General features: G+C 75.1%; 19 protein-coding genes and 1 CRISPR repeat array. Of the genes, 2 read left to right on the forward strand and 17 right to left on the reverse strand.

What is annotated here, in order from left to right:
• The 9 genes from KBB57_RS16805 to KBB57_RS16845 form a co-directional block, all read right to left on the reverse strand.
• Positions 1 to 443 (reverse strand): hypothetical protein (locus KBB57_RS16805; protein ID WP_290752632.1); only part of this gene is annotated, 443 nt, incomplete at its 3' end.
• On the reverse strand, positions 443 to 1,240 hold the full coding sequence (locus KBB57_RS16810) for a CatB-related O-acetyltransferase (protein ID WP_290752635.1): 798 nt from the start codon (positions 1,238 to 1,240) through the stop codon (positions 443 to 445). The genes KBB57_RS16805 and KBB57_RS16810, both read right to left, overlap by 1 nt.
• A gap of 47 nt (positions 1,241 to 1,287) precedes the next feature.
• A complete protein-coding gene (locus KBB57_RS16815) occupies positions 1,288 to 2,583 on the reverse strand; it encodes an HlyD family type I secretion periplasmic adaptor subunit (protein ID WP_290752637.1) in 1,296 nt (431 codons plus the stop codon).
• On the reverse strand, positions 2,580 to 4,328 hold the full coding sequence (locus tag KBB57_RS16820) for a type I secretion system permease/ATPase (RefSeq protein WP_290752639.1): 1,749 nt from the start codon (positions 4,326 to 4,328) through the stop codon (positions 2,580 to 2,582). The genes KBB57_RS16815 and KBB57_RS16820 overlap by 4 nt, the downstream gene beginning before the upstream one ends.
• Entirely contained in the window at positions 4,328 to 5,608 is a 1,281-nt protein-coding gene (locus tag KBB57_RS16825) for a glycosyltransferase family 4 protein (RefSeq protein WP_290752641.1), read from the reverse strand. The genes KBB57_RS16820 and KBB57_RS16825 overlap by 1 nt, the downstream gene beginning before the upstream one ends.
• The gene (locus KBB57_RS16830; RefSeq protein WP_290752644.1) at positions 5,605 to 7,788 is read right to left on the reverse strand and encodes a hypothetical protein; all 2,184 of its coding nucleotides are present in this window, start codon (positions 7,786 to 7,788) and stop codon (positions 5,605 to 5,607) included. Before KBB57_RS16830 ends, KBB57_RS16825 begins: the two co-directional genes overlap by 4 nt.
• A complete protein-coding gene (locus KBB57_RS16835) occupies positions 7,785 to 9,032 on the reverse strand; it encodes a glycosyltransferase (protein WP_290752647.1) in 1,248 nt (415 codons plus the stop codon). Before KBB57_RS16835 ends, KBB57_RS16830 begins: the two co-directional genes overlap by 4 nt.
• Positions 9,020 to 11,092, reverse strand: coding sequence for a hypothetical protein (locus tag KBB57_RS16840; protein ID WP_290752649.1), 2,073 nt, complete (start codon positions 11,090 to 11,092; stop codon positions 9,020 to 9,022). Before KBB57_RS16840 ends, KBB57_RS16835 begins: the two co-directional genes overlap by 13 nt.
• Before the next feature lie 123 nt (positions 11,093 to 11,215).
• Positions 11,216 to 12,058 carry a calcium-binding protein gene (locus tag KBB57_RS16845; RefSeq protein WP_290752651.1) on the reverse strand — a complete coding sequence of 281 codons (843 nt, stop codon included), beginning with the start codon at positions 12,056 to 12,058 and terminating at the stop codon, positions 11,216 to 11,218.
• A gap of 293 nt (positions 12,059 to 12,351) precedes the next feature.
• On the opposite strand from KBB57_RS16845, the gene KBB57_RS16850 reads away from it, so the two are divergent.
• Positions 12,352 to 13,602, forward strand: coding sequence for a calcium-binding protein (locus KBB57_RS16850; protein WP_290752654.1), 1,251 nt, complete (start codon positions 12,352 to 12,354; stop codon positions 13,600 to 13,602).
• Between the two features lie 154 nt (positions 13,603 to 13,756).
• Positions 13,757 to 16,957: direct repeats of the CRISPR family, unit length 29 nt; unit sequence CGGTTCATCCCCGCGTGCGCGGGGAACAG.
• Between the two features lie 167 nt (positions 16,958 to 17,124).
• On the opposite strand, the gene KBB57_RS16855 is transcribed toward KBB57_RS16850, so the two are convergent.
• From KBB57_RS16855 to KBB57_RS16885, 7 genes are all read right to left on the reverse strand, one after another.
• Entirely contained in the window at positions 17,125 to 17,949 is an 825-nt protein-coding gene (locus KBB57_RS16855; RefSeq protein ID WP_290752657.1) for a carbohydrate ABC transporter permease, read from the reverse strand.
• Positions 17,950 to 18,229: 280 nt separating this feature from the next.
• On the reverse strand, positions 18,230 to 19,090 hold the full coding sequence (locus tag KBB57_RS16860) for a carbohydrate ABC transporter permease (protein ID WP_290752660.1): 861 nt from the start codon (positions 19,088 to 19,090) through the stop codon (positions 18,230 to 18,232).
• Positions 19,091 to 19,105: 15 nt separating this feature from the next.
• Positions 19,106 to 20,422, reverse strand: a complete 1,317-nt coding sequence (locus tag KBB57_RS16865; protein ID WP_290752663.1) for an extracellular solute-binding protein — start codon at positions 20,420 to 20,422, stop codon at positions 19,106 to 19,108.
• Positions 20,419 to 21,279 (reverse strand): ROK family protein, encoded by an 861-nt coding sequence (locus tag KBB57_RS16870; protein WP_290752665.1) that lies wholly within the window; start codon positions 21,277 to 21,279, stop codon positions 20,419 to 20,421. The genes KBB57_RS16865 and KBB57_RS16870 overlap by 4 nt, the downstream gene beginning before the upstream one ends.
• A complete protein-coding gene (locus KBB57_RS16875; protein WP_290752668.1) occupies positions 21,276 to 21,950 on the reverse strand; it encodes a putative N-acetylmannosamine-6-phosphate 2-epimerase in 675 nt (224 codons plus the stop codon). Before KBB57_RS16875 ends, KBB57_RS16870 begins: the two co-directional genes overlap by 4 nt.
• A gap of 79 nt (positions 21,951 to 22,029) precedes the next feature.
• Positions 22,030 to 22,779, reverse strand: a complete 750-nt coding sequence (locus tag KBB57_RS16880; RefSeq protein ID WP_290752671.1) for a GntR family transcriptional regulator — start codon at positions 22,777 to 22,779, stop codon at positions 22,030 to 22,032.
• Between the two features lie 122 nt (positions 22,780 to 22,901).
• Complete coding sequence (locus KBB57_RS16885) at positions 22,902 to 23,111, reverse strand: DUF2934 domain-containing protein (protein ID WP_290752673.1); 210 nt, start codon at positions 23,109 to 23,111, stop codon at positions 22,902 to 22,904.
• A gap of 182 nt (positions 23,112 to 23,293) precedes the next feature.
• Here KBB57_RS16885 and acpS point away from each other — a divergent pair, with 182 nt between their 5' ends.
• Positions 23,294 to 23,743, forward strand: a complete 450-nt coding sequence (gene acpS / locus KBB57_RS16890) for a holo-ACP synthase (RefSeq protein WP_290752676.1) — start codon at positions 23,294 to 23,296, stop codon at positions 23,741 to 23,743.
• A 168-nt stretch (positions 23,744 to 23,911) separates the two neighbouring features.
• Here acpS and KBB57_RS16895 read toward each other — a convergent pair whose 3' ends face one another.
• The gene (locus KBB57_RS16895) at positions 23,912 to 24,304 is read right to left on the reverse strand and encodes a DoxX family protein (RefSeq protein WP_290752679.1); all 393 of its coding nucleotides are present in this window, start codon (positions 24,302 to 24,304) and stop codon (positions 23,912 to 23,914) included.
• Positions 24,305 to 24,363: the final 59 nt, after the last annotated feature.

The raw sequence follows: 24,363 nt of genomic DNA on the forward strand, positions 1-24,363 counted from the left end.
GAGGGGCGGGCGGCCAGCGCGCGCAGCTCCTCGTAGAGCCGCTCCAGCAGGCGGCGGTCGGGATCGGGGGCCGCGCCCGTGGCGGCGGCGCGGCGGAGGTCGGCGACGTCGCCGTCGACGGTGCGGGCGCGGACGCGCAGGGTGAACTCGAAGCCGGGCTCGAGCGGCGGGTCGAGCGGCGCGCTGAAGCCGTAGCGGCCGGTGCCCACGCCGCCGCGGGCGAGGTCGCGGCGCTCGCGGTCGGCGCGGACACGGGCGACGGGCGCGCCCTCGCGCAGGATCTCGATCTCGACGGCGGCGGCGGCGTCGGCGCGGTCGATCGCCCAGCCGGAGACGCGGTCGGGGCGGAGGACGTCGATGACGCCGTAGACGCGCGGGCCGCCGTCGGCGGCCTCCGGCGTCTCCGCGGGAGCGCGGGCGGGTGTGGCGAGGGCGGCGGTCATCAGCCGGCCTCGGCGAGGGTGGCGGGCGCGAGCTCGGCGGCGAGGCGGATTCCGTCGCAGAGCTCGTCCGGGCCGACGACGCGGCCCTGCCAGGGGCGGACGGCGCCGGAGGCGATGCGCTCCTCGATGACGTCGAGGGCGGTCTCGATCGAATCGAACGGGGCCTCGAAGAGGTCGTAGATCGAGAAGCGCCACCATTCGAGGGCGAGGAGGCGCTCGACCACGGGCTCGGGGAAGCGCAGGCGCAGGACGCGGCCGGGGGTTCCGACGACGATCGCGTAGGGCGGCACGTCGCGGAGCACGGTGGCGCGGGCGCCGATGATCGCGCCGACGCCGATGGTGACGCCGGCCTTGAGGAAGGCGCCCTGGCCGATCCAGACGTCGGGGCCGATGTTGGTCACGGGGCAGCTGCCGGCGAAGGGGCGCCGGCCCGCCTTGATGCGGGCGCGGCTCTCGGGCGCGACGAGGTCGTCCCAGCCGTTCACCTGCGGGAAGTAGGCGGTGCGCGAGGTGGTGAGCCAGTCGGTCGGGTGCTCGTGCGGGCCGATGGTGACGCCGGAGGCGACGGAGCAGTAGCGGCCGAAGCGGGCGTTGTTGATCGAGCCGCCGGAGAGGTTGCAGAAGGCGCCGACGTCGAGGAAGGCGCCGTGGGGCACGGTCGAGATGATCGAGGTCGGCCATTCGATGCGCGAGGCGGCGTCCATCCGCCCGGTCTGGCGCAGGCCGGGCAGGCGGAGGCCCGCCTTGTCGAGCGCGGCGAGCGCGGGGCCGGTGAGCGTGACGGCGGTGCTGGGCATGGCGTGTCCTCCTGTCGTTCGGGCTGTCGTTCGGGCTGGCGGTGCGGTCATTCGTCGCGCAGGGCGCGGTTCATGTGGCGGAGCAGCGGTTCGAGGAAGTAGTCGCCGGCGCGGCGCTCGCCGGTGCGGATGGCGACCTCGACGGGCATTCCGGGGGTGAGTGCGACGGTCCCGAGCGCCTCGACGGAGGCGGGGTCGAGGGCGACGCGGGCCTCGAAGTAGGGCTCGCCGTCGCGCTCGTCCTCGAGGAGGTCGGCGGAGACGTAGATGACCTCGCCCTCGACGGTGGGGGCGACGGCGCGCTTGAAGGCGGTGAGGCGGACCTTGGCCGGTCGGCCGACATGGACGGTGTCGATGGCGTCGGGGGGGAGGCGCGTCTCGGCCACCAGCCGGTCGCCGTCGGGGACGATCTCCATCACCGGCGCGCCGGAGGCGACGACCGCGCCGGGGCTGACGATGCCCACGTGGACGACGAGGCCGTCCTGCGGGGCGCGCAGGCGGCTGCGGTCGAGGACGTCGGCCGCGGCGCGGAGCTCGGCCTCGACGCCGGCGAGGGAGCGGCGGGCCTCGACGAGGCGCTCGGCGATGTCGACGAGGCGGGTCTGCTCCTGCGAGCGGCGCTCGGCGCGGGTGCGGGCGATGCCCTCGCGGGCGGCGGCGGCGAGGCCGCTTGCCTCGTCGCGCTGGCCTTCGAGGAGCGCGGTGGTGCGGTCGAGCTCGAGGAGCTTCTGGCGGGGCGTGGCGCCCTTGGCGACGAGGCTCTCGGTGGAGGCGCGCTCGGCGCCCCAGATGGCGAGCTGGCGGCCGGCGGCGGCGGCGACGCCCTCGTTGGCGGCGACCTGGGCGACGAGCTCGTCGGTCTGGCGGTCGAGGGCGGCGAGCCGGGCCTCCTGCGCCGCGGCGCGGGCGGCGAAGAGGCGGGCCTCGGCCCGGGCCTGGGGCGTGTTGGGCGCGGGGGCGGTGGCGGGGTCGAGCGCGGCGGCGTCGGATTCCTCGGCGGCGAGGCGCCAGATCTGGTGGCGGAGCGCGTCGCGGTCGACGGTGAGGCGGGCGATGGCGGCCTCGACCTGGGTGGCGTCGAGGGTGGCGACGACCTGGCCGGCGCGGACGCGGTCGCCCGGCTTGACGAGGAGGGCGCGCAGGATGCCGCCCTCGAAATGCTCGACGGTCTTGCGCTGGCTCTCGGCGAGCATGACGCCATGGGTGACCACGGCGGCGTCGAGGCGGGCGTACATGCCCCAGCCGCCGATGGTGGCGGCGAGGCAGGCCATGAGGAGGAGCGCCGCCCGGAAGGGGCCGGCGTAGCTCGGGACGGCCTCGTCCTCGGGGGCGAGCGCGGTCACGGGCGGGCCTCGGCGATTGCGGCGACGGGGGCGGGGCCGCGGACGGCGTCGCGGTTCGGGCGGCGGGGGGCGAGGGTGGCGAGCACCTCGGCGCGGTCGCCGACCTGGGTGACGACGCCCTCGCGCAGGATGACGAGGCGGTCGGCGCGGTTGAGGACGGACAGGCGCTGCGCGACGACGAGGATCGCGGCGCCGCGGGCGCGGGCGGCCTCGAGGGCGGCGATCAGCGCCGCCTCGCCCTCGGCGTCGAGGGCGGAGTTGGGCTCGTCGAGGACGAGGAGCTTCGGCTCGCCGAAGAGGGCGCGGGCGAGCGCGAGGCGCTGGCGCTGGCCGCCGGAGAGGCGGGCGCCGCCGTCGGCGAGGCGGGTCTCGTAGCCCTCGGGCAGGCGGCCGATCATCTCGTGGACGCCGGCGAGGCGGGCGGCGGCGACGATGTCCGCCATGTCGGCGTCGCGGAAGCGGGCGATGTTCTCGCGGACGCGGCCGTCGAGGAGGCCGGGGTCCTGCGGCAGGTAGCCGACCGCCTGCCCGAAGCTGCCGCGCTCGTGGGCGAAGGTGCTCTGGCCGTCGAGGTAGACGCCGCCCTGGGTCGGGGCCCAGAGGCCGACGACGAGGCGGGCGAAGGTGGACTTGCCGGCGCCGGAGGGACCGACGACGCCGACCATCTCGCCGGGGTCGAGGCGGAAGGAGACGTTGCGCAGGAGCGGGCGGTCCTGGCCCGGGGGCACGTAGGTGAGCCGGTCGACGACGAGGGTGGGGGTGGCGACGGTGACGGGCGCGCGGGAGCGGCCGGCGGCGCCGCGTTCCAGGAGCTCGCGGAGGCGGGCGGTGGCGCCGAAGGCGTCGAGCCATTGCCGCCAGCCCTCGATCAGCTGCTCGAAGGGCAGGAGGACGCGGGCGGTGATGACGGCGGCGGCGATGATGGTGCCGGGGCTGACATGGCCGTTCACGACGAGGGTCGCGCCGGCGCAGACCACGGCGATCTGCAGCGCCACCCGGAGCATCCGGGCGAAGGCGGCGAGCGCCTTGGCGACGCCGCGGCCGCGCTCGATGTCGTCGAGGGCGCGGGCCTGGGCGCGGCTCCAGCGCGTGGCGACGGCGGGGAGCATCCCCATGGCGGAGATCGCCTCGGCGTGGCGGATCGCCGCCGCGGTCTCGATCTGCACCGCGCCGGCGGCGGCGTTGGCGCGCGCGGCGGGGCGGCGGGCGAGGATCTCGATGGCGATCGAGGTGGCGGTGAGGAGGAGCGCCCCGACGAGGCCGATGACGCCGTAGAGCGGGTGCAGGAGGTAGAGGACGACGAGGAAGAGCGGCGTGACCGCGAGGTCGCAGGGGAGCGCGATGGCGCCGCTGGCGATGAAGGAGCGGAACTCGCCGAGGTCGCGCATGGCGCTGCCCGCCACCGCCGCGCCGTGGCGGAGCGTGGTCTCGACCGCGGCCTCCATGACCGGCCGGCCGAGGCGGGCGGCGACGCGGGAGGCGAGCACGGTGAAGATGCGGCTGCGCAGGTAGTCGAGCGCCGCCTGGAAGAGCAGGAGCAGGCCGACGATGGCGGTGAGCGCGATCAGCGTGTCGAAGTTGCGGGTGCTGATGACGCGGTCGTAGATCTGGATCGTGTAGAGCGGCATCGCGAGATGCAGCACGTTGAGGAAGAGGCCGACGAGCGATGCGGCCCCGGCGCCGCGCCAGAGCTCGCGGATCGCGGCCTTGTAGGCCTCGGCAGGCTCGGGCGTGCGCGCGGGCATCAGCCGGCCTGCGCAGCGCGGGAGGCGCGGCGCTCGATCAGGCGGTCGAAGAGCGCGGCGTGGCGGCGGGCGCTCTCCCCGGCCGAGGTCGGGGGCTCGATGCCGGCGCGGAGGCGGTCCCAGAGGCCGGGCTCCTTGAGCGCGCGGGTCATCGCGGCGGCCAGCGCCTCGGGGTTCGAGACGCGGAAGTGCAGGCCGTCGACCTCGTGGCGCACCTTCTCGGCCATGCCGCCGATGTCGCTGGCGATGATCGGGCGGCCGTGGTGGAAGGCCTCCTGGATCACGACGGGGGCGTTCTCCCACCAGGTCGAGGGGACGATGGTCCAGTCGACCTCGCGCATCAGCCCGGGCAGGTCCTCGCTCTTGTAGCTGCCCATGAAGCGCAGGCGGCGGCCGGCGAGGCGGAAGAGCTCCTTGACCGCGGTCTGGAAGTCCTCGGGCTGGTGCTCGAGGTTGCCGCCGAAGACGTAGAGGATCGCGTCCCCCCAGACGTCGTTGGGGATGCGGGTGACCGCATCGACGAGGACGCGGATGCCCTTGAAGGGGTTGAGCTGGCCGAAATAGGCGAAGCGGTCGCGGCGGCCGCCTTTCGGCAGCGGGCGGGCGGGGGCGACGGGGCCGCCTTCGAGGCCGTTCTCGATCATCACGAGCTTCGACCGCGGCAGGCCCCAGTCGGCGAAGCGGCCGAGCAGGAACTTCGAGGGCGAGACGAAGGCGTCGACCTCGGCGAAGAAGGATTTCAGGAACAGCTCGCGCCGCATCAGGTTCGCCGGGCCGATCTCGGGGAAGCACATGCCGCAGTCGGAGGCGGAGGCCTTCGAGCAGAGCGCGCCGGAGCGGGCCTTGATCATCTGGCCGTGGTGGGCGCAGATCGGCAGGTACTCGTGCAGCGTCATCACGATCGGCACGTCGCCGAGGGCGCGGCGGGTGGAGCGGAGCGCCTGCACGCCGAAGCCCATGACGTGGTGGAAGTTCACCACGTCGGGGCGGGCGTCGGCGAGGTAGCGCTCGAAGTGGTCGATCAGCGCCCCGAGGTCGCGGGCGCCGAGGTTGAACCAGTCGAAGCTGTCGGCCCACCAGAGCGCCTCGTCGGGGGCCTGTCCGAGCGACATCAGCGGCGTGGCGCGGTGGCGCGCGACCGGCGGGCCGACGCCGGCGAGGTAGCGGGCGTCCCAGCCGTCGAGCGCCTTGAGGCCCTGGAAGAGGTTGTAGGACGCCACCTGCGCCCCGCCGATCGAGAAGGCGGGGTGGGCGTGGCTGAGGACGAGGGCACGTTTCACAGCAGGCGCTCCCGGACGGGGTGGCCGCGGCGGGCGAGGAGGGCGGCGTCGATGCGGCGGAGGAGCCGGGTCTCGCCGCCCGGGTGGGCGGGGGGCGGCGGCTCGAGGAGCCAGAAGGCGACGGCGCCGGAGCACCAGCTGGCGACGCCGGCGGCGGCAAGGCGCTCGCCGAGGTCGACATGGACGAAGTCGTCGCCGAAGAGGCGGCCCGCGAAGCCGCCCGCCGCGGCGATGGCGGCGCGGGGCGCGAGCATGATCTCGGCGGCGCAGCAGGCGGCGCGCCGCGGGCCGCCGTGGGCGAGCCGGGCAGCGTTGAAGCCGGCGAGGCTGCACCCTTCGGCCGGGTCGCGCTCGCCGCCGGCGCCGAAGAACACCGAGCCGTCCTCGTAGACGAGGGCGGGGGAGAGCGCCGCCGGCGCGTGGAGCGCGCGGGCTTCGGCGGCGAGGGTGGCGAGCCAGCCGGGCGTGCGGGGCAGGGCGGCGGGCGTCCAGACCAGCACGTGGTCGGCCTCGCCCGCGGCGAGGCCGTGGTCGAGCTGGGCGGCGCGACCGTCGCCGTCGGCGGCGAGCGTCAGCGATCCGGTCAGGCCGTAGAGCTGGAAGGCGGCCTCCAGCGCGGGCAGCGCCTCGGCCGCCGCGCCGCGCGGCGCGACCAGGGCGAGGTCGAGGGCCGTGGCCTCCGGCGCGCCGGCGAGGAGGGCGAGGAGCGGCTGGAGCTCGGCGAAGCTCGCGAAGGGCACCAGCGCCGCGGTCTCTCGGCCGGCGGGGCCGCCGCCGAGCGGGATCGCCCGGTCGCGCGCCGTCCGCCTGCGGGGCGGGCGCGCGGGGACGCCGGCGAGGAAGGGCGCGAGGTGTTCCGCGACGATGCGCTCCATCTCCGGCCCGGCGGCGGCGAGCGCCGCGAGGATCTGCGGCAGCCGCTCGGGGCCTTCGGCCGGGGTCGCCGCGATCGGGCGGAAGAGGCAGGCGCCGTCGTCGAGGACGAGCTCGAGGTAGAGCTGGGCGCCGTCGGTCGCCTCCGGGCGGGCCGGGACATGGGCGATGAAGCCGTGCATCGCGTCGCGGGGGTCCAGCCGTCCGGCGAAGCGCGGGTCGGCGGCGAAGCCGGCGACGAGGTCGGGCCGGGGCAGGGGCCGCAGGATGCGGTCGAGCCGGCCGTAGAGGTTGGCGGCGCTCTTGAGGAGCAGGAGCTCGACCCGGCGGTCGGGGTCGAGCAGCCAGCCGATGACGAGGAGGCTGCCGTCGGGGGCGCGGAGCACGAGGTCGAGGGCGGCGGCGATCGGCAGTTGCGTGGCGGAGAGGGTGTCCTCGCCGTGGAAGCGCGGGCGGCAGACGCGGCGGAAGGCCGCCATCGTCGCCTCCGGCGCGGCGAGGCGCGGCAGCATGTGGGCGACGTGCTGCGTTGCCGGGGCGCCTTCGAGCCGGGGGGCGCCGCGCACCACGTCGAGGCGCATCAGGCGGCCGTCCCTCTCGAAGAACACCGCCTCGAGGGCGTCCGCGGCCGCCGCGGGCCAGAACCGGCCGAAGATGCAGACGCCGCGGGCGGGGGCGAGGAGGTCGTCGCGGGCGAACTCGGCGACCTCGACCTCGATGGCGCCGCCGGCGTCGGGCGAGGTCAGCTCGGTGCGGCCGGGGGCGAGCGACATCGACCAGCCCTGGGCGACGAGGCCGCCGGTGTCGGGGGCGACCAGCATCTCGACGAAGCCGTCGCGCTCGGCCGCGGCCGCGACGAAGGCGCGGAGGAAGGCGCGGCGGGCGGCGGCGGTCTCGCCGTCCGCCTCCGGGTCGGAGGGGATGGCCGTCGCGAGGAAGGCCATGGCGTCGCGCGCGGCGCCGCCCGCGCGGCGGACGAAGTCGGCGAGGGGCCCCGGCGCGACGTCGAGCCGCGGCGCGGCGGCGAAGCGCCAGAGGCCGGCCTCGGCATGGACCTCCATGCCCGGCGCCGGCGCGACCTCGGTGACCGCGAGGCCGCTCCAGCGGCCGGCGCCGTCGGGCCAGGCATGGGCGCGCCACCGGGTGTCAGTGCCGGCATGAGCGAGCTCGCCGGCGGCGGGCAGGGCGGCGTCGAGGCCCTCGGCGAAGACGATGGCGAGCCCGCCGGCGAGGAGCACGGCGCCGCAGGGCGGCAGGACGTGGACCGGCGCGGGCGCCGGGGCGAGGTGCGATCCGTCGGGGGTCATGCGGCGATCCGGCGCAGGAGGCGGTGGTAGAGCGCAAGATGCGCGTCGACGAAGCCGGCGTGGTCGGCCGGGGCCTGCGCCGCGGCGAGCCGGCGCCAGAGCTTCGGGTCCCGCGCGGCGGCGCGCATCGTCGCCGCGAGGGCGGCGGCGTCGCCGGGGGGCACGTGCAGTCCGTCGCGGCCATGGGCGACCAGCTCCGCCATCCCGCCGATGCCGGAGACGATCGCCGGACGCCCCGCGGCCCGCGCCTCGGCGAGGACGAGGGGCGCGTTCTCCCACCAGAGCGAGGGCGCGACGATCCAGTCGGCCTGCCGCATCAGCCCGATCGCCTCCTCGCGGGCGTAGGGCCCGGCATGGCGCGCGACCGGCCCGGCCGCCGCCAGCGCCGCGGCGAAGGCGGCGCGGAAGGCGTCGTCGGCCCAGCCGAGCCCGCCGTGGATGGTCACCGCCACGTCGGCCCCGGCCTCGCGCAGCCGCGCGGCGGCGTCGAGCAGGGTGAGCGTCCCCTTGTGCGGGGCGACGTTGCCGAAGAAGGCGAAGTGGTTGCGGGGTCCGGTCCGCGCGGGCTCGTCCGGCGGGGCCGCGAGGGCGACGGCGTTGGGGACGATCTCGATCCGCGATGGGGCGATGCCCCAGTCGACGTAGCGGTCGCGCAGGAAGGCGCTCGGGGCGAGGAAGAGGTCGACGCCGGCGAGCATCGCCTGGATCTGCGCGCGGCGGAGCGCGTGCCGCACCGCGCCGAGCCCGGGGAAGCAGCGGGCGCAGGCGTCCGCCGAGGCCCCGTGGCAGCGCGCCCCCTCCGGCCGGGTCAGCATCAGGCCGTCGTTCGGGCAGATCGGCGCGTAGTCGTGCAGGGTCAGTACGATGCGGCAGCGCGGCGACAGCCGGCGCAGGGCGGGGATCACCTCGGCCCCGATGCGGTCCACGCCGTGGAGATGCGCGACGTCGGGGCGCGCCGCGGCGAGCGCCCGGCCGAGACCGGCGATCCAGTCCTCGCCGTCGAGGCGGGCCATGGCGAAGCGGTCGTAGGCGCCGGTGCGCAGCACGAGGTCGCCGCCCCTGGCGCCGAGCGCGCCCGGCGCGGCGTCGGGGCGCTGCAGCGAGGTGGCGGCGACCAGCAGCCGCGCGGTGATTCCCGGGCGCGCCGCGAGGGCGCGGGCGAGGTCCTGCGCCACGATCTCCGAGCCGCCAGGCGTCCAGTCCGCATGGTCGTGGGCGATCTGGAGGACTCTCATCTGGCGCATGCCCCTTCTTCGGCGGCAGGGCTGAAGGAACCCTTGACGAGGGCGACGAGGGCGAGGTCGTCGGCCGCGGCGTCGAGGCCCCGCGGGGCCGCCGGCGCGTAGCGCACGAAGCGCCGGTCGAGCCGCGTGGCGACGCGCGCGCGCGCCGCGCCGAGGGCCGCCGCGAGGGCGCCGAGCAGCACGTCCGGGTTGGGGTGGCGCGGCCCGGCCTCGACCAGCGCCCGCGCCGCGGCGGCGGTCAGGCCGGCGCATTCGGCGGTGAGCCAGTCGGTCGGCCGCGCCTTGCGCCGCGGCAGGTCCAGGGCGGGCAGGCCGGTCAGGGTCCGCTCGATCCGCGGGCCGCGGAGCGTCCCGCCGGCGTCGAGCACCGCGCCGTCGTGGTCGAGGAGCGTCGCGCCGACGAGCGCGGGCGTTGCGCCGCGCAGCCAGGGCGCGAGCCAGCCCGGGCCCTCCGGCAGGACCTCGGCGCCGAGGAGCAGGATCGCCGCCCCCTCCGCCGCGGCGAGGGCGGCGAGGGTCCGCTCCGCCAAGTCGGCGGCGGTAGGGGTCGCGACGATCCGGTGGGCGACGCCGTGGACGGCGGCCGCCTCGGAGGCCGCGGCGCGCGCGGCCTCGGCGGCGTCGCCGGCGGCGTGGAGCACGATCTCGACGCCGGCCGCGCCGGGCTCCGCCGCGACCATCGCCGCCCGTGCGCGCAGCAGGTCGCGGCCGCCGTCGGCGGGGGCGACGATGCTGAGCCGCGGCTGGCCCCGCGTCGCGCCGATCCGCGCCACGGCGACGCGGAGGGGCGCGCGCTCGATGCCGAGGCGGGCGGCCGCCAGCGCCGCGGCGGCCTCGTCGGGCCGGCCGGCGCCGAAGTCCCTGGGCGCCGGGCCGCGGAAGGCGGGGACGGCGCCGGTCCACACGGTCGTCGCCCGGCCGGAGCCGAGGACGATGCGGACGCGGGCGCGGTCCTCGACGGCCGAGCGGCGCGGCGCCGGCACGAAGCTCGCGCCTGCGGGCGAGGCGGGAAGGTCGAGGGCCGGGCCGTCGCCGCGCTCGATGCGGATCGCGGCGGCGAGGCCGTGCGGGTCGTGCAGGCGATGGCCGATGAGGAGACCGCCGGGCGTGCCGGCGAGCGTGAGCGTCAGGCGCGGGGCCGATCCGGCGCAGCGCAGCTCGCGCACCAGCGCGGCGGCGGTCGGGTCGGCGGCCGCCGCGGCCTCGAGCAGGGCGAGCGCCCAGGCGCGGGCGGGCGCGCTCCGCCCGTCGAGCCAGCGGGCGAGCGGGCGGGCCGCGTCGGGGCCCGGCGCGACGAGCCGCAGCGGCCGCGGGCCGAGCCCGGCCACGACCGCGCCGGCGGGGAGCGGCCGCGAGAGATGCAGGTGCAGGAGCCTGCCGGCGCGGGTCGCCTCGATCGCCAGCCCGGCGCCGGCGGCCCGGCGGCCGGCGAGCGGCGCGAGGAGCACCACCTCGCCGAGGCTTTCCTCGGTGAGGTCGCGCGGCGCGCGCCAGGTGGCGACGCCGCCGGAGGCGCCGAGCGGGGCCCAGGCCACGGCGGACAGCGCCGGCGCGTCGAGCGCGTCGAGGAGCCGGGTCGCCAGCGCGCCTGCCCCCTCGGCGGCGGCCGGGCCGAGCAGCGTCGCCCCGGCGGTGAGCGCGAGCCGGAGCAGGCGGCGGCGCCCGTCGTCGGCCAGCCCGTCGAGCAGCGCGGCGGGCTCCGCGAGCGGCGATTCGAGCCAGTCGGGGTCGATGGCGGCGGCGGGGCGGCCGCCGAGCTCGAGGTCGATCCGCTGGCGCGCCAGCGTCGGGGCGGGGCGGCCGACCAGCAGGACGTGGCGCAGGCCGCCGCCGCGCAGCGCGAGGCTGGTGGCCGCGGAGCGGCCGACGAGCGGCGCGTCGTCGATCCACGCCGAGAGACGGCCGCGGGGACTCCCCGCCGGCGTATCGAAGGCTATGGCGGCGGCGGCGGGCCCGAACGGCGTGATGGCCGCCGGCGCCGCGGGTCCGGCGAGCGGGGCGACGCGCCGGGGCGCCGGCGTGGCGAAGCGGCCGGCGAGCGGGTGCATGCGCACGTTCATCCTGGAAATCCGTGCTGATGGCGGGAACGCGGGGGCCGGCCGGTCGCCGGCCCCCGGGGACGTCCGTCGGACTCTCGATCGTCCGGGGCAGGCGCCCGGTCAGGCGCCCGGCCGGACGCCCGGTCAGACGATCGAGATGAACTTCGTCGGGTCGGCCAGGATCTCCTCGTAGGAGGCGCCGTGCAGCAGCACGCTGTCGCCCTGGCCGAAGTCGATCAGCGTCCCGCCGTCGCCGAGGTCGATGGCGAAGCCGGCCACGTCGTCGGCGGTCTCGAGGGTCACGCCCTCGAGGTTCTTCGACACCGCGAGCATGTCGCCCTCGGAGAAGTCCATCACCACGTCGCAGCCGCCCGAGTAGACGAAGAGATCGTCGCCGGCGCCGCCATACAGGACGTCGTCGCCCGCGCCGCCGTCGAGCGTGTCGTCGCCGAGCCCGCCGACCAGCATGTCGTCGCCCGCGCCGCCGGCGAGCGCGTCGTCGCCGGCGCCCCCGTCGAGGCGGTCGTCGCCCGCGCCGCCGTCGAGGCTGTCGTCGCCGACCCCGCCCGCGAGGCTGTCGTCGCCGGCGCCGCCGGAGAGCGTGTCGTCGCCGGCGTCGCCCTGCAGGATGTCCGCGCCCTCGCCGCCGTCCATGACGTCGTCGCCGGCGCCGCCGACGAGCAGGTCGTCGCCCGCGCCGCCGGTCATTACGTCGTCGCCGGCGCCGCCCGAGAGCGTGTCGGCGCCCATGCCGCCGTCGAGCGTGTCGTCGCCGGTGCCGCCGAGCACGAGGTCGTCGCCGAGCCCGCCTGCAATGCGGTCGTCGCCGGTGCCGCCGTTCAGCGTGTCGTCTCCCTCGCCGCCGTCGATGATGTCGTCGCCGCTGCCGCCGAAGACGTTGTCGGCCCCGCCGCCGGACTGGATGAAGTCCGACGCGGACGTGCCGAAGATGAAATCGTTGAAAGCGCCCCCTGGAATGGTGGCCATGGTCCTTACCCCCTCCTCCTCGTCGCGATTGCTCGCCGGTCCTGAGTGTTCGGTAGCGGGTAAAGAGGACCTTAACTCGCCGTTTGGTTGTATTTAGCATTTGCAAAACACCCTTTCGCAAATGCAGCACATTTCCGGCGGCGGGCGGCGGGCGGATTTACGAAACGTATACCCGGGGGGCGGTTGAACGGAGGGGACGTCGCAGGCGTCGACGGGTGGGAAATCAGGAAGTCGGGGGTGCGTGAATGACTGCACTGGGTGGAAGCTCGCCGTTCCGCGGGGCGGAGGCGGGAATGACGCTGGCCGGGGGGGCGGCGGCGGATCTGCTGCTGGGCGGGTCGGGGGACGACCTGATCACCGGCGGCGACGGCGGGGATCTGCTGATCGGCGGCGCGGGGGACGACACGATCTCGGGGGGCGCCGGGTCGGACCTGATCCTTGCCGGGCCGGGCGACGACGTGGCGCTCGGGGGCGACGGGGGAGACCTGATCCTCGGCGGGTCGGGCGACGACACGCTCCGGGGCGGCGAGGGGGACGACCTGATCGACGGCGGCTCCGGGGACGACATGGTCCACGGCGGCGGCGGGTCGAACGTGCTCTATGGCGGGTCGGGGGACGACCTGCTCGACGTGCGCTTCGCGACGATGGTCGAGGCGGAGCTGCCGGAGGGGGGCTATGTCGTCTGGCGGGACGCCAAGCGGCTGGCGATCGACGAGATGCATGGCGGCGCGGGGAACGACCGGCTGGAGGGGTCGTTCGGGGCGGACCGGCTGTTCGGCGACGACGGGAACGATTCGCTGCGCGGGCAGGACGGGGACGACCTGCTCGACGGCGGGCTGGGGGACGACCTGCTGTTCGGCGACGGCGGGGCGGACCGGCTGCTTGGCGGGCTGGGGGACGACCGGCTCTCGGGGGGGCTGGGGAACGACACGCTCAAGGGCGGCGCGGGGAACGACCGGATCGAGGGCGGCAACGGCGACGACGTCATCGCCGGGGGGCTCGGCGACGACGAGGTGTTCGGGGGCTACGGCGACGACCGGATCACCGGCGGCGCGGGCGCGGACCGGGTCGAGGGCGGGGGCGGCGACGACCTGATCCGGCTCGGCGACGGCGACGACGTGGTGACCGGGCTCGACGATTACGGGCGGGGCGACGACGCGGTGTTCGGCGAGGCGGGCGACGACCGCCTGCACGGCGGGCGCGGGGCCGACTGGCTCGACGGCGGCGCGGGCGACGACTACCTGGTCGGCGGCGCGGGCGACGACGTGATGGTCGGCGGGGCCGGGGCGGACGTCTTCGTCATCCGCAGCGCCTTCAACGTCGAGACCATCCTCGATTTCGGCGCGGAGGACCTGCTGCACGTCACCCAGAACGTGAACGGCATCGGGATCGTCAGCGCCGAGACGCTGGCGGGCCGGATCGAGGATCTGGGCGGCGATTCCTGGCTGGACCTCGGCGGCTCGCTGGGGAACGGGGTGCTGTTCGTGGGGGTGGATTCCGACACGCTGGCCGGGCTGCTCGACACCAACCTCGTCATCATCTGACCGGCGGAAGCGGCCCTGTCGCGCTGTGCGTGCCACAGTGCGACAGGGGTTAGCACTTTGATTTCAATGTGGAACAAAGACGGCAATTTTATTGCGCGCCTGAGTGACGCCTTGCGACCCCGCCCGGACGTGCTGGTCCCGCGGAACGGCTCCGCGGTTCATCCCCGCGTGCGCGGGGAACAGGTTGCGGTCTACGACGACGGCCGCCGCACCACCGGTTCATCCCCGCGTGCGCGGGGAACAGTGGCGAAACTCGGTGATCCCCTCGCCCGTGTCCGGTTCATCCCCGCGTGCGCGGGGAACAGCTCGTATGAGGGCGTCTGTCGGCCTGTCATTGAGGTTCATCCCCGCGTGCGCGGGGAACAGATCGACGCGGCCGAGGCGGCGAGGCCCATGACCGGTTCATCCCCGCGTGCGCGGGGAACAGAAGGGCGTTCCGGCAGGCGCCACCGCCTTCGACGGTTCATCCCCGCGTGCGCGGGGAACAGGTGCGCAACAGGGACGACAAGGCGCTGATCGCCGGTTCATCCCCGCGTGCGCGGGGAACAGGGCTTCCCCTACCGTCATCCGCTTTCCTCCACCGGTTCATCCCCGCGTGCGCGGGGAACAGTGAAGAACCGCCGGATCAAGACCACCGACTCGCGGTTCATCCCCGCGTGCGCGGGGAACAGAGATTTACCGCCTTGGCGATCTCAAGGTTGGACGGTTCATCCCCGCGTGCGCGGGGAACAGTCACCACCTGTCGGATGGGTGAGGCTGGCATTCGGTTCATCCCCGCGTGCGCGGGGAACAGACCGACGACCTACAAGGGGCCTCGCTGGTCCGCGGTTCATCCCCGCGTGCGCGGGGAACAGAGCGTGAGCTGCTTGTCCTTCACCGCCCCATTCGGTTCATCCCCGCGTGCGCGGGGAACAGCCGACCGACCGATGCTCGACGATCTGCTCGAACGGTTCATCCCCGCGTGCGCGGGGAACAGGAGCGGGCCGCCAACGTCGTGCCTCTCGCCCCCGGTTCATCCCCGCGTGCGCGGGGAACAGCCGGCTGCATCGACCGCAACCCATTCACCCCACGGTTCATCCCCGCGTGCGCGGGGAACAGACCATGCCGCGGATCACCGTGGGGTCGGCATCCGGTTCATCCCCGCGTGCGCGGGGAACAGGCCTTCAGCATCTCCCGCGCCCGCTCCGGCCTCGGTTCATCCCCGCGTGCGCGGGGAACAGTGGCGCAAAGAATGATCCTAACGCGCGAATAACGGTTCATCCCCGCGTGCGCGGGGAACAGAACACCCCGGTGTCGCGCGCGCCGAACACGGCCGGTTCATCCCCGCGTGCGCGGGGAACAGGGGGGTGAACGTCATGGCCGCACCTCCGCCGTCGGTTCATCCCCGCGTGCGCGGGGAACAGACCCCGGTGACCAGCGCGAACCCGCGGGCCGTCGGTTCATCCCCGCGTGCGCGGGGAACAGGGGATCGACGTCCGGAACATGCTCCGCATGGGCGGTTCATCCCCGCGTGCGCGGGGAACAGGCGGCGACCATCACGGCGGCGGCGACGCTCGCCGGTTCATCCCCGCGTGCGCGGGGAACAGCCCGCCGCCTGAAGCACCTCCCAGACCAGCGTCGGTTCATCCCCGCGTGCGCGGGGAACAGTTCGTCGACACATGCGCCATGTGGGCGAAGGCCGGTTCATCCCCGCGTGCGCGGGGAACAGGTGGCTTCTCGGCCATTGGTAGTGTCTCATTTCGGTTCATCCCCGCGTGCGCGGGGAACAGTAGGCGGCCCGCATGTGGACGATCGTCGGCGGCGGTTCATCCCCGCGTGCGCGGGGAACAGGCGCAGCTACACCCGCACCATGGCGGTGGCCTCGGTTCATCCCCGCGTGCGCGGGGAACAGTCCTTCATCATCCTCCCCAGAAAATGCAGCTCCGGTTCATCCCCGCGTGCGCGGGGAACAGGGGTTGGTCTCGGGGTTGGTCCCCTTGCTCGCCGGTTCATCCCCGCGTGCGCGGGGAACAGACCTTGAAGCGCAGCTTGCGCTCGCGCACCTCCGGTTCATCCCCGCGTGCGCGGGGAACAGTGAACGAGGTAGACCCAGCCGAGCGCCTCGTGCGGTTCATCCCCGCGTGCGCGGGGAACAGATGACCGACACCATCATCCACGAAGGCGTCACCGGTTCATCCCCGCGTGCGCGGGGAACAGCCGACCAGGAGAGAGTCCTGCAGGGCGAGGTGCGGTTCATCCCCGCGTGCGCGGGGAACAGACCTTAGACGGGATCACCGCCTCGCTCAGGTCCGGTTCATCCCCGCGTGCGCGGGGAACAGGAGCCGGCGCTCGACGAGCGCGACCGCTCCGTCGGTTCATCCCCGCGTGCGCGGGGAACAGATCCTGAACCCGCGGGATCATCAGGGCCCTACCGGTTCATCCCCGCGTGCGCGGGGAACAGAGCATGCTGGGCCACGTGAGCACGGCGGCGGGCGGTTCATCCCCGCGTGCGCGGGGAACAGTCGGGGGTCATCTCGCGGTTCCGGTCCGTCGCCGGTTCATCCCCGCGTGCGCGGGGAACAGCGAGGCCTTCGATAGAGCTGGCCGTCATTCCCCGGTTCATCCCCGCGTGCGCGGGGAACAGGTGCGTCGCTCCGACGACGACCGGAAAGGCGCCGGTTCATCCCCGCGTGCGCGGGGAACAGACGGCCTCCCGCATGAGGCCCATGAACAACCACGGTTCATCCCCGCGTGCGCGGGGAACAGAGTCGCCCCGTTCGGATCGCATAGGCCGTGGCCGGTTCATCCCCGCGTGCGCGGGGAACAGAGGGGGTGCTGGTCTACGCTCCGCAGGTGACCCGGTTCATCCCCGCGTGCGCGGGGAACAGGCTGGAGCGGGCCATGACTGCCGCGCGCAACGCGGTTCATCCCCGCGTGCGCGGGGAACAGACGAGAATGCCGTTGGCGCTGGTCCAGCCGACCGGTTCATCCCCGCGTGCGCGGGGAACAGGCCGGGGGCGTCCCGACGACCAACCCGCAGCCCGGTTCATCCCCGCGTGCGCGGGGAACAGCAGGCCGAAGACGCCAGCGCGAGCCAGACATGCGGTTCATCCCCGCGTGCGCGGGGAACAGCTGGGGGTGGTGCTGTTGGGAGAGATATTGCGCGGTTCATCCCCGCGTGCGCGGGGAACAGGCCTTCCCGATCCGCTCGCTCCCGCGCATCCGCGGTTCATCCCCGCGTGCGCGGGGAACAGTAGAGGCCGATCACCACCTCCCCGACAGGCGCCGGTTCATCCCCGCGTGCGCGGGGAACAGGATGTGGTCGGCGCATCGCTGCCGCTGAAGCGCGGTTCATCCCCGCGTGCGCGGGGAACAGTCTGCCCAGAACCTATTGCTTATACTGGATTATGGCGATGTCAAAGAGCTTACCGGTCTGACGGCCTGCCGTCAGTGTCCGGGGAGTGGTCGGGCGCCGATTGTATCGGTCGCGTGGGTGGGGTGTCGATGCGGCGCCTGCATCCAAGCCCCGGCCGTGCGCGGCGGTCAGCCCTTGAGGGCGCCGCCGGGCAGCGCGCGGCCGATCTGGCGCCAGGCGAGGAGGCCGAGGAGGGTCGGGGGCAGCGCGGCCAGCACGATCACGGCGGCGGCGAGGCCCCAGCGGACGCCGCCGCCGGCGCTGGCGAAGAAGAACGAGGCGCCGACGGTGACCGGGACGGCCTCGGTCGTCGTCAGCATCAGGCCGAACAGGAACTCGTTCCAGGCGGTGATGAAGCCGAGGATGAAGGCGGTGGCGAGCGCCGGGCGCATCAGCGGCGCCAGCACCCAGGCGAGGCTCTGCCAGCTGCGGGCCCCGTCCATGCGAGCCGCCTCGTCGAGCTCCGCCGGCAGGTCGGCCAGCGCGTTGACGAGGATGACGAGCGCCAGCGGCAGGTTGACGACGGCGAGGATCAGCCCGAGCCCCGTGCGGGTGTCGAGGAGGCCGAGCCACTGGAAGCCCATGTAGATCGGGATCGCGAAGATGATGAGCGGCGTGGCCCGGAGGTTGACGACGAGCGGCAGCAGCGCGCGCCGGCCGAAATCGCCGCGCACGATGGCGTAGGAGGCGGGGAGCGCCAGCGCCAGCGCCACGAGCGACCCGATCAGGCTGACGGCGAGCGAGTTGCCGAGGAGCGCCACGAGGTCGAGCCGGTCGGTTCCCTTCAGCACCGCGGCGTAGTTCTCGAGCGTGGGCTCGCGGATCCACAGGCCCGGGTTGGCGGCGATCTCGCGCGGCGACTTGAAGGAGGTGACGAGGGTGGCGATCACCGGCGCGTTGACGAGGAGCGCGGCGAGGACGAGGACAAGCCAGCGGAGGGCGTTCAGGATCATCGCCGCGCCTCCCGGGCGGCGGGGGGAAGCGCCGGCCTCGGGGAGGCGCGCGAGACGCGCCCCCCGCTCGGCCGGCGCTGTCGGTCGGCCGCCTTTGCGGCCTCCCTGCCGAGCGGCCGCGAGCGGCCGCGAGTCCTTTGTTTCCTCCCCGCCCTTTGGCGGGGAGGCGCCTGCTCGATAGATTTCAAGCCAGTATGAATGCCTGAAGGGGGAGTGCGGCGCCGGCGGCGCGCCGGACCCGGCGGCGGCGTGGCGGAACGGTCGGCGCGGGGCGCGGGGGTCATGCGTCGCGGCTCCGGCGGGCGCCGAGGGCGTAAAGGAGGGCGAAGGAGGCGACGAAGAGGAGGACCGAGGCTGCTACCGCGCGGCCGATGGCGCCCTGCCGGAAGAAGGCCTCGTAGATGTAGATCGACATCGAGGTGGTCGATCCGCCCGGGCCGCTGCCGACCAGCACGTAGACGTTGTCGAAGACCCGGAACCCGTCGATGAAGCGGATGAAGGCGGCGACCGCGATGGTCGGGGCCATCAGCGGCAGCTCGACGTGGCGCAGGAGCGCGAGCGGCGCGGCGCCGTCCATGCGCGCCGCCTCGCGCAGCTGCGCCGGGATCGCCGCGTAGGCCATGTGGAAGAGCAGGAACGCGAAGGGCGTCCATTGCAGGCACTCCACCACCACGAGGGTGCGGAACGCCGCCGCGCCGCCGAGGAACGAGGGGCGCAGGCCGAAGAGCTCCCAGGCGTAGTAGGGGACCGGCCCGACGAACTCGTGCAGGACGAGCCGGTACATCAGCCCGACGAGGGCGGGGGCGACCATCAGCGGGGCCATCAGGAACGCCGTCAGCCACGGCCGCGCGGCGAGGAGCGGCGCGAGGAAGATGGCGAGCCCGAGCCCGACCGCCACCTGGATCGCCGCGCAGATCGCGCCGAAGCGCAGCGAGAACCAGGCGGCGCGCCAGAAGGCGGGATCGCCGAGCGCCTCGGCGTAGTTGCCGAGGCCGGCGAGCCGGGGGCTGCGCAGCGTCTCGAAGGAGACCTCCGAGACGCTGTAGACGAGGTTGACGAGCGTCGGCAGCCCGAGGAAGGCGAGCAGGAACACGATCATCGGGACGGCGAGGAGGCCCCGCTCCGCCCGCGACCGGACCACCGCGCCCGCCCCCCGCTACCTCAGCAGCGCCTCCATGCCTTTCTGCGTGTTGGCGAGTGCGGCGTCGAGGTCCTGCTGGCCGGCCCAGTAGCCGGTGAACTCCTTCGCCTGCAGCTCGTAGACGGCGAGGGCGTTGGCCGAGGTGGCGCCGCGCATGACGAAGCCGTACTTGCCGGCGTAGTCGCCGAGCTTGACGAGGTCGGGCCGCTCGTCGGCGATCTTCGCCACCACCTCCGGGGAGAGCGCCGGGGCGCCGGAGGCGCGGGCGTAGGCGAGGGCGGCCTCCTCGGTGGAGAGCCACCTGAGGAAGGCCCTGGCGCCCTCGGGGTTCGCCGCCCTGGCGTTGAGCCCGAAGCCGAGCCCGTGGATGTGGGTGAAGCGGCCCTCCGGGCCGGCGGGCGGCGCCGTGGCGGCGGTGACCTCGGCGACCGCGGGGGCGGTCTCGGGGTTCAGGAGCTCGCCCGCCGCGGCGTTCCACTGCACCATCGTCGCGACCTGGCCGGAGCCGAAGGCGGCGTTCGCCTCGGCGTATTCGTAGGAGAGCGAATCGGCCGGGGTGGCGCCGGCGTCGGTCAGGAGCTTGTAGAGCTCGAGCCCCTTGCGCCAGGCGTCGCTGTCGACGGTGACCTTGCCGGCCTCGTCCATCCAGTTCGCGCCGTAGGAGCGCGGCAGGGAGTGGAAGACCATCATGTTGAAGAGCAGGTTCTTCATCTGCAGCACCGTCCCGTAGCGGGTCGGGCTGTCGGGGTTGACCGCCTGGGTGAAGTAGAGTGCGGTGGCGGCGAAGTCGTCCCAGGTCCAGTCCTCGGGGGGCCTGGGCGCGAGCGACGCGCCGAGGCGCTCCTCGGCGATCGCCGCGTATCTCGCCTGGGCCTCGGGGTCGGCGAGGAGGGCGTCGATCAGGTCCTCGCGGTAATAGAGGAAGTGCAGCGACAGGTCGGTGGGGACGCCGTACTGCTTGCCGTCGTACTGCATGGTGGCGAGGACGGGGGCGCCGAACACCGCCTCGGCCTCGGGGGAGAGCTCGACCGGCGCCATGAACGGGGCGTAGCGGCCGATCGAGTAGGTGGCGAGCAGGTTTGCGTCGAAGGCGTCGGAGCCGGCGGCGAGGTCGGCCTGGAGCTTCTCCCAGAAGCCGTCGCGGGAGAAGAAGATCAGCTCGACCTTGTCGTCGGCGGCGACCTCCGCCCTGGCGTTGTAGAGGTCGGCCGCCGCGCGGAGCGCCGCCTCCTCCGGGCCGCCCGGCCAGCCGACCACGGTCACCTCCGCCGACGCGGCCCCGGCCAGCGTCGCTGCCGCCAGGGCGGCGAGGCCCCGTCCCCATGCCCTCATGTCGCGGTCTCCTCCTTGAGCTCTGTCTCCATCATCGCCACGGCGAGCGCCGCCGCGCCGATCAGCCCGGCGCGGGGGCCGAGCGAAGCGGGCGCGATGCGCGGGCGGATGTCCGGGTCGGCGGCCTCGAGCGCGCGGCGGACGCGGTCGAGGTAGCCGGGGGCGAGGCCGATGCCGCCGCCGACGACGATGCGCTCGGGGTCGACGGCGAGCTGGACGTTGCGGCAGAGCGCGGCGACGCGCGCGGCGCTCGTCGCGATCAGCCGGGCGGCCCAGTCCTCGCCGGCGCGGGCGAAGACGGCGGCGGCGTCGCCGCGGCGGCCCTGCGCCTCGGCCTCGGCGGCGATCCAGCGGCCGGCGGCGCGGTCCTCGGCGCGGGTTCCGGTCTCGTCGACGAACTGGCCGAAATGGCCGGCGAGGCCCTCGAGCAGGCGGCCGCCGAGGACGAGGCCCCCGCCGATGCCGGTGGAGACGGTGAGGAAGGCCATGTCGGCGGCGTGGCGGCCGGCGCCGGCGACGTGCTCGCCCCAGGCCGCCGCTTGCGCGTCGTTGACGCAGCGGGCGGGAACGCCGAAGCGGTCGGCGAGCGCGTCGGCGAGGGGGAAACCGGCGGGGAGGTCGAGGGTGGCGGCGTTGAGCGCCCGCCAGGTCCCGTGGCGGACGAGGCCGGTGACCGCGGCGCCGACGGCGCGGTAGCGGCCGGCCCAGGGGGCGGCGAGGGCGGCGGCGGCGTCGAGGAGGGCGTCGGGGCCGTCGGCGATGTCGGTGGCCATGCGGCGCTCCTCGATCGCCATGCCCTCGCGCACCAGGGCGACGAGGGTCTTGGTGCCGCCGATGTCGATGGCGAGGACGGTCATGCCGCGTCGGCGCCGCCGGCGAGCGCGTCGACGAACCAGCCGGTGACGTGCTCGGGCCGGGTGATGGCGGAGCCGACGACGACGGCGAAGGCGCCGCGGGCGAGGGCGGCGCGGGCCTGGCCGGGGGTGCGGATGCGGCCCTCGGCGACGACGCGCGGCGCGATGTGGGCGAGGGCGGCGACGAGGTCGAGGTCGGGATCCTCGGGCTCCGGGCCGCCGGTGTAGCCGGAGAGCGTGGTGCCGACGAGGTCGGCGCCGGCGGCGAGCGCGGCGCGGGCGTCCTCGACCCCGGCGCAGTCGGCCATGGCGCGCCGCCCGGAGGCGTGGATGGCGCGGACGAGGTCCGGGACGGTTACGGGGCGGGGCCGGCGCGTTGCGTCGAAGGCGACGATGTCGGCCCCGGCGGCGGCGAGGCCGACGACGTCGGCGAGCCACGGGGTGATGCGCACCGGGCTGTCGGCGAGGTCGCGCTTGACGAGGCCGATGACCGGCGCGTCGGTGGCGGCGCGGACCGCGGCGACGTGGCGGGCGCTCTCGATGCGGAGCCCGCCGGCGCCGCCGGCGAGCGCGGCCAGCGCGAAGCCGACGACCATCGCCGGGGCGTCCATCGGTCCGCCGGGGACCGGCTGGCAGGAGACGATCAGGCCGTGCCGGAGGCGGTCGAGGTCCAAGCGCGCGACTCCCCCCATGGCCCGCTGCTGCGGAGGCCAGCATGACTCCAAGCCATACCAGTGGGCAACCAGTTTGCGGTCAGCGGTGCAGCTCGACGACGAAGTCGTAGACGTCGGCGCGGTAGCGGGTGCGGCAGAGCTCGACGACCTCGCCGCCGGCGAGGAAGCAGCGGCGCTCGGCCTCGAGGATCGGCGTCGTCTCGGCGCAGTCGAGGACGGCGAGGTCGGCGGCGTCGGGGAGCGCGGCGCGGATGCGCTGGACCGCGCGCACCGGCAGCGCGCCGCGGGCGGCCAGCGCGCGGTAGAGCGATCCCTCGACCAGCGCGGCGTCTTCGAGATAGGCGGCGGGGACGGTGGAGATCTCGCGGGCGATCGGGCGGCCGTCGCCGGTGCGGACCCGCGCGAGGCGCCAGACCGCGGCGCCGGGGGGCAGGCCGAGGGCCGTGGCCTCGGCGGCGGTGGCGCGGACGGCCTCGCGGGAGATCCAGCGGAAGCCGGGCGCGATGCCGCGGGCGAGCATGTCCTCGGAGAAGCTCGTCAGCGTGGAGAGCGCCTTCTCGACGCGGGTGCTCACCTCGGTGCGGGCGCCGTGGCGGCGGGTGAGCAGCCCGGCGACGGCGAGCTCGTCGAGCGCCTTGCGCACGGTGACGCGGCTGACGCCCAGCGCCTGCGCGAGGTCGCGCTCGCCGGGGAGCGCGAAGCCTTGCCGCAGCCGGCCCTCGGCGATCTCGGCCTCGATGGCGCGACTGAGCCGCCGGTAGCGGGGAAGCTCCGGGGCGTCGTCGTCAATCCGAGCCGCGAGCGCGCTCGCGAGACCGCCAGGGTCCATCCTTCCTCCGCTCGCCCGCGCGCAGCCTAGCGCGCGGGGGCGGGCGCCGGCAACGCCCGAGCCGGCCGGCGGCCGCCCGGCGGGGCGGATCCTCGCCGGGGCCGGGCGCGCGGGGGGTGGCGTCAGGCTTTCGCGGTCGCCCTGGCGCGGCGCCCGGGCGGCGTGGCGGGGGCGTCGGCGGGACGGCGCGGGGTCCGGGGCCGGGCCGGCTTCGCGACGATCTCGGCCGCCGCCGCGAGCCAGTGCGCCTCGGCCCGGCCCTCCGGCCGGCCCTCGCTTTCCCAGATGCCGTGCGCGCGCTCCCGAATCCGGGTCTCGACGTCCTCGACCATCGCGTCCTCCTTTTGCTGTCCCGGGGCCGCGGCGCGCGGTCCCGGCGCCCGTGATGCCCGAAAGGCGCGGCACGATGCAACCACAGGTTGCCGCCCTTCGGCGACCGGCGCGGGCGTCGCGGCGATGGACAGGGGCGGCGGGCTCGGGTAGCGCGGGGCGACCGGGATGGGAGGGCGCGCGCGTGATCCTCGGCGTGGGAACCGACATCGCCAGCATCGAGCGGATCGGGCGCACCATCGAGCGGTTCGGCGACCGCTTCCTCAACCGCGTCTTCACGCCGCTGGAGCAGGCGACGGCGGAGCGGCGGGCCGAGCGGGTGGCGACCTACGCCAAGCGCTGGGCGGCCAAGGAGGCCTGCTCGAAGGCGCTCGGCACCGGGCTCCGGATGGGGATCGCCTGGAAGGACATGGGCGTCTTCAACCGCAAGAGCGGCCAGCCGGGGATGCGGCTGACCGGCTGGGCGGACCAGCGCCTGGCGGACATGACGCCGGCGGGGATGCGCACGGTGATCCATGTCAGCCTGACCGACGACCACCCCTGGGCCTCGGCCTTCGTGGTGATCGAGGCGCTGCCCCTCGACCAGCCGGCGGCGTTCTTCCCCGAGGCCGAGGACCAGCGCCCGCGGGCGTGACTGGCCGGCTCCAGGCGCAGTCCGGCGAGCTGGCGTCGCACAGTGGGACACCGGTCAGGTTTTTGATATCGCTATGCTTTCCAGGCACTCACAGGGTATGCACAGGGTCACAAACAGGGCCATCCACAGCCTGCAAGGATCGGGCGGGAGGGACGCCGGCCCGCGGCCTCACGGAAGCCAGCCGAGAATGCCCGGCGGATGGCCCCCGAAGAGGGCGATCGCGCCGGCGCCGGCCGCGGCGAGGGCGAAGAAGCCGCCGGCCATGGTCGCGTTCTTCAGGAGCTCGGTGACGTTGCCGCGGTGGGCGTCGTAGCCGGTCACGAGGCACCAGAGGCCGAGCAGGACGCCCGCGGTGCGCGCCGGATAGCCGAGGACGACGGCCAGACCGCCGAAGAGCTCGCAGACCCCGACCAGATAGGCGAAGAAGGTGGCGTCCGGAAGGCCGAGCGCCCGGAGGCCCGGCACGAGCTTCGCCTCGCCGCCGCGCAGTTTCAGCGTGCCCCAGACGATGAAGGGAATGCCCAGGAAGAGCCGGGCGATCAGGAGACCGGTGTCGTGCATGTCGGCCCTTCCTCCCGTGGCCGCCGTCGCGCCGCCGATCCTGTCGCAATGGTCGAGCG

It is taken from the genome of Amaricoccus sp. (assembly GCF_017993425.1).
In the GTDB taxonomy this organism is placed as follows: Bacteria; Pseudomonadota; Alphaproteobacteria; order Rhodobacterales; family Rhodobacteraceae; genus Amaricoccus.

What these genes read in the sequence shown, in the direction of transcription:
- KBB57_RS16840 (WP_290752649.1), bottom strand. Translation starts at nt 11,092, where the DNA reads ATGAACGTGCGCATGCACCCGCTCGCCGGCCGCTTCGCCACGCCGGCG.
- KBB57_RS16810 (WP_290752635.1), bottom strand. Translation starts at nt 1,240, where the DNA reads ATGCCCAGCACCGCCGTCACGCTCACCGGCCCCGCGCTCGCCGCGCTC.
- KBB57_RS16850 (WP_290752654.1), top strand. Translation starts at nt 12,352, where the DNA reads ATGACGCTGGCCGGGGGGGCGGCGGCGGATCTGCTGCTGGGCGGGTCG.
- KBB57_RS16870 (WP_290752665.1), bottom strand. Translation starts at nt 21,279, where the DNA reads ATGACCGTCCTCGCCATCGACATCGGCGGCACCAAGACCCTCGTCGCC.
- KBB57_RS16885 (WP_290752673.1), bottom strand. Translation starts at nt 23,111, where the DNA reads ATGGTCGAGGACGTCGAGACCCGGATTCGGGAGCGCGCGCACGGCATC.
- KBB57_RS16820 (WP_290752639.1), bottom strand. Translation starts at nt 4,328, where the DNA reads ATGCCCGCGCGCACGCCCGAGCCTGCCGAGGCCTACAAGGCCGCGATC.
- KBB57_RS16830 (WP_290752644.1), bottom strand. Translation starts at nt 7,788, where the DNA reads ATGACCCCCGACGGATCGCACCTCGCCCCGGCGCCCGCGCCGGTCCAC.
- KBB57_RS16880 (WP_290752671.1), bottom strand. Translation starts at nt 22,779, where the DNA reads ATGGACCCTGGCGGTCTCGCGAGCGCGCTCGCGGCTCGGATTGACGAC.
- KBB57_RS16855 (WP_290752657.1), bottom strand. Translation starts at nt 17,949, where the DNA reads ATGATCCTGAACGCCCTCCGCTGGCTTGTCCTCGTCCTCGCCGCGCTC.
- KBB57_RS16895 (WP_290752679.1), bottom strand. Translation starts at nt 24,304, where the DNA reads ATGCACGACACCGGTCTCCTGATCGCCCGGCTCTTCCTGGGCATTCCC.
- KBB57_RS16845 (WP_290752651.1), bottom strand. Translation starts at nt 12,058, where the DNA reads ATGGCCACCATTCCAGGGGGCGCTTTCAACGATTTCATCTTCGGCACG.
- KBB57_RS16835 (WP_290752647.1), bottom strand. Translation starts at nt 9,032, where the DNA reads ATGCGCCAGATGAGAGTCCTCCAGATCGCCCACGACCATGCGGACTGG.
- KBB57_RS16865 (WP_290752663.1), bottom strand. Translation starts at nt 20,422, where the DNA reads ATGAGGGCATGGGGACGGGGCCTCGCCGCCCTGGCGGCAGCGACGCTG.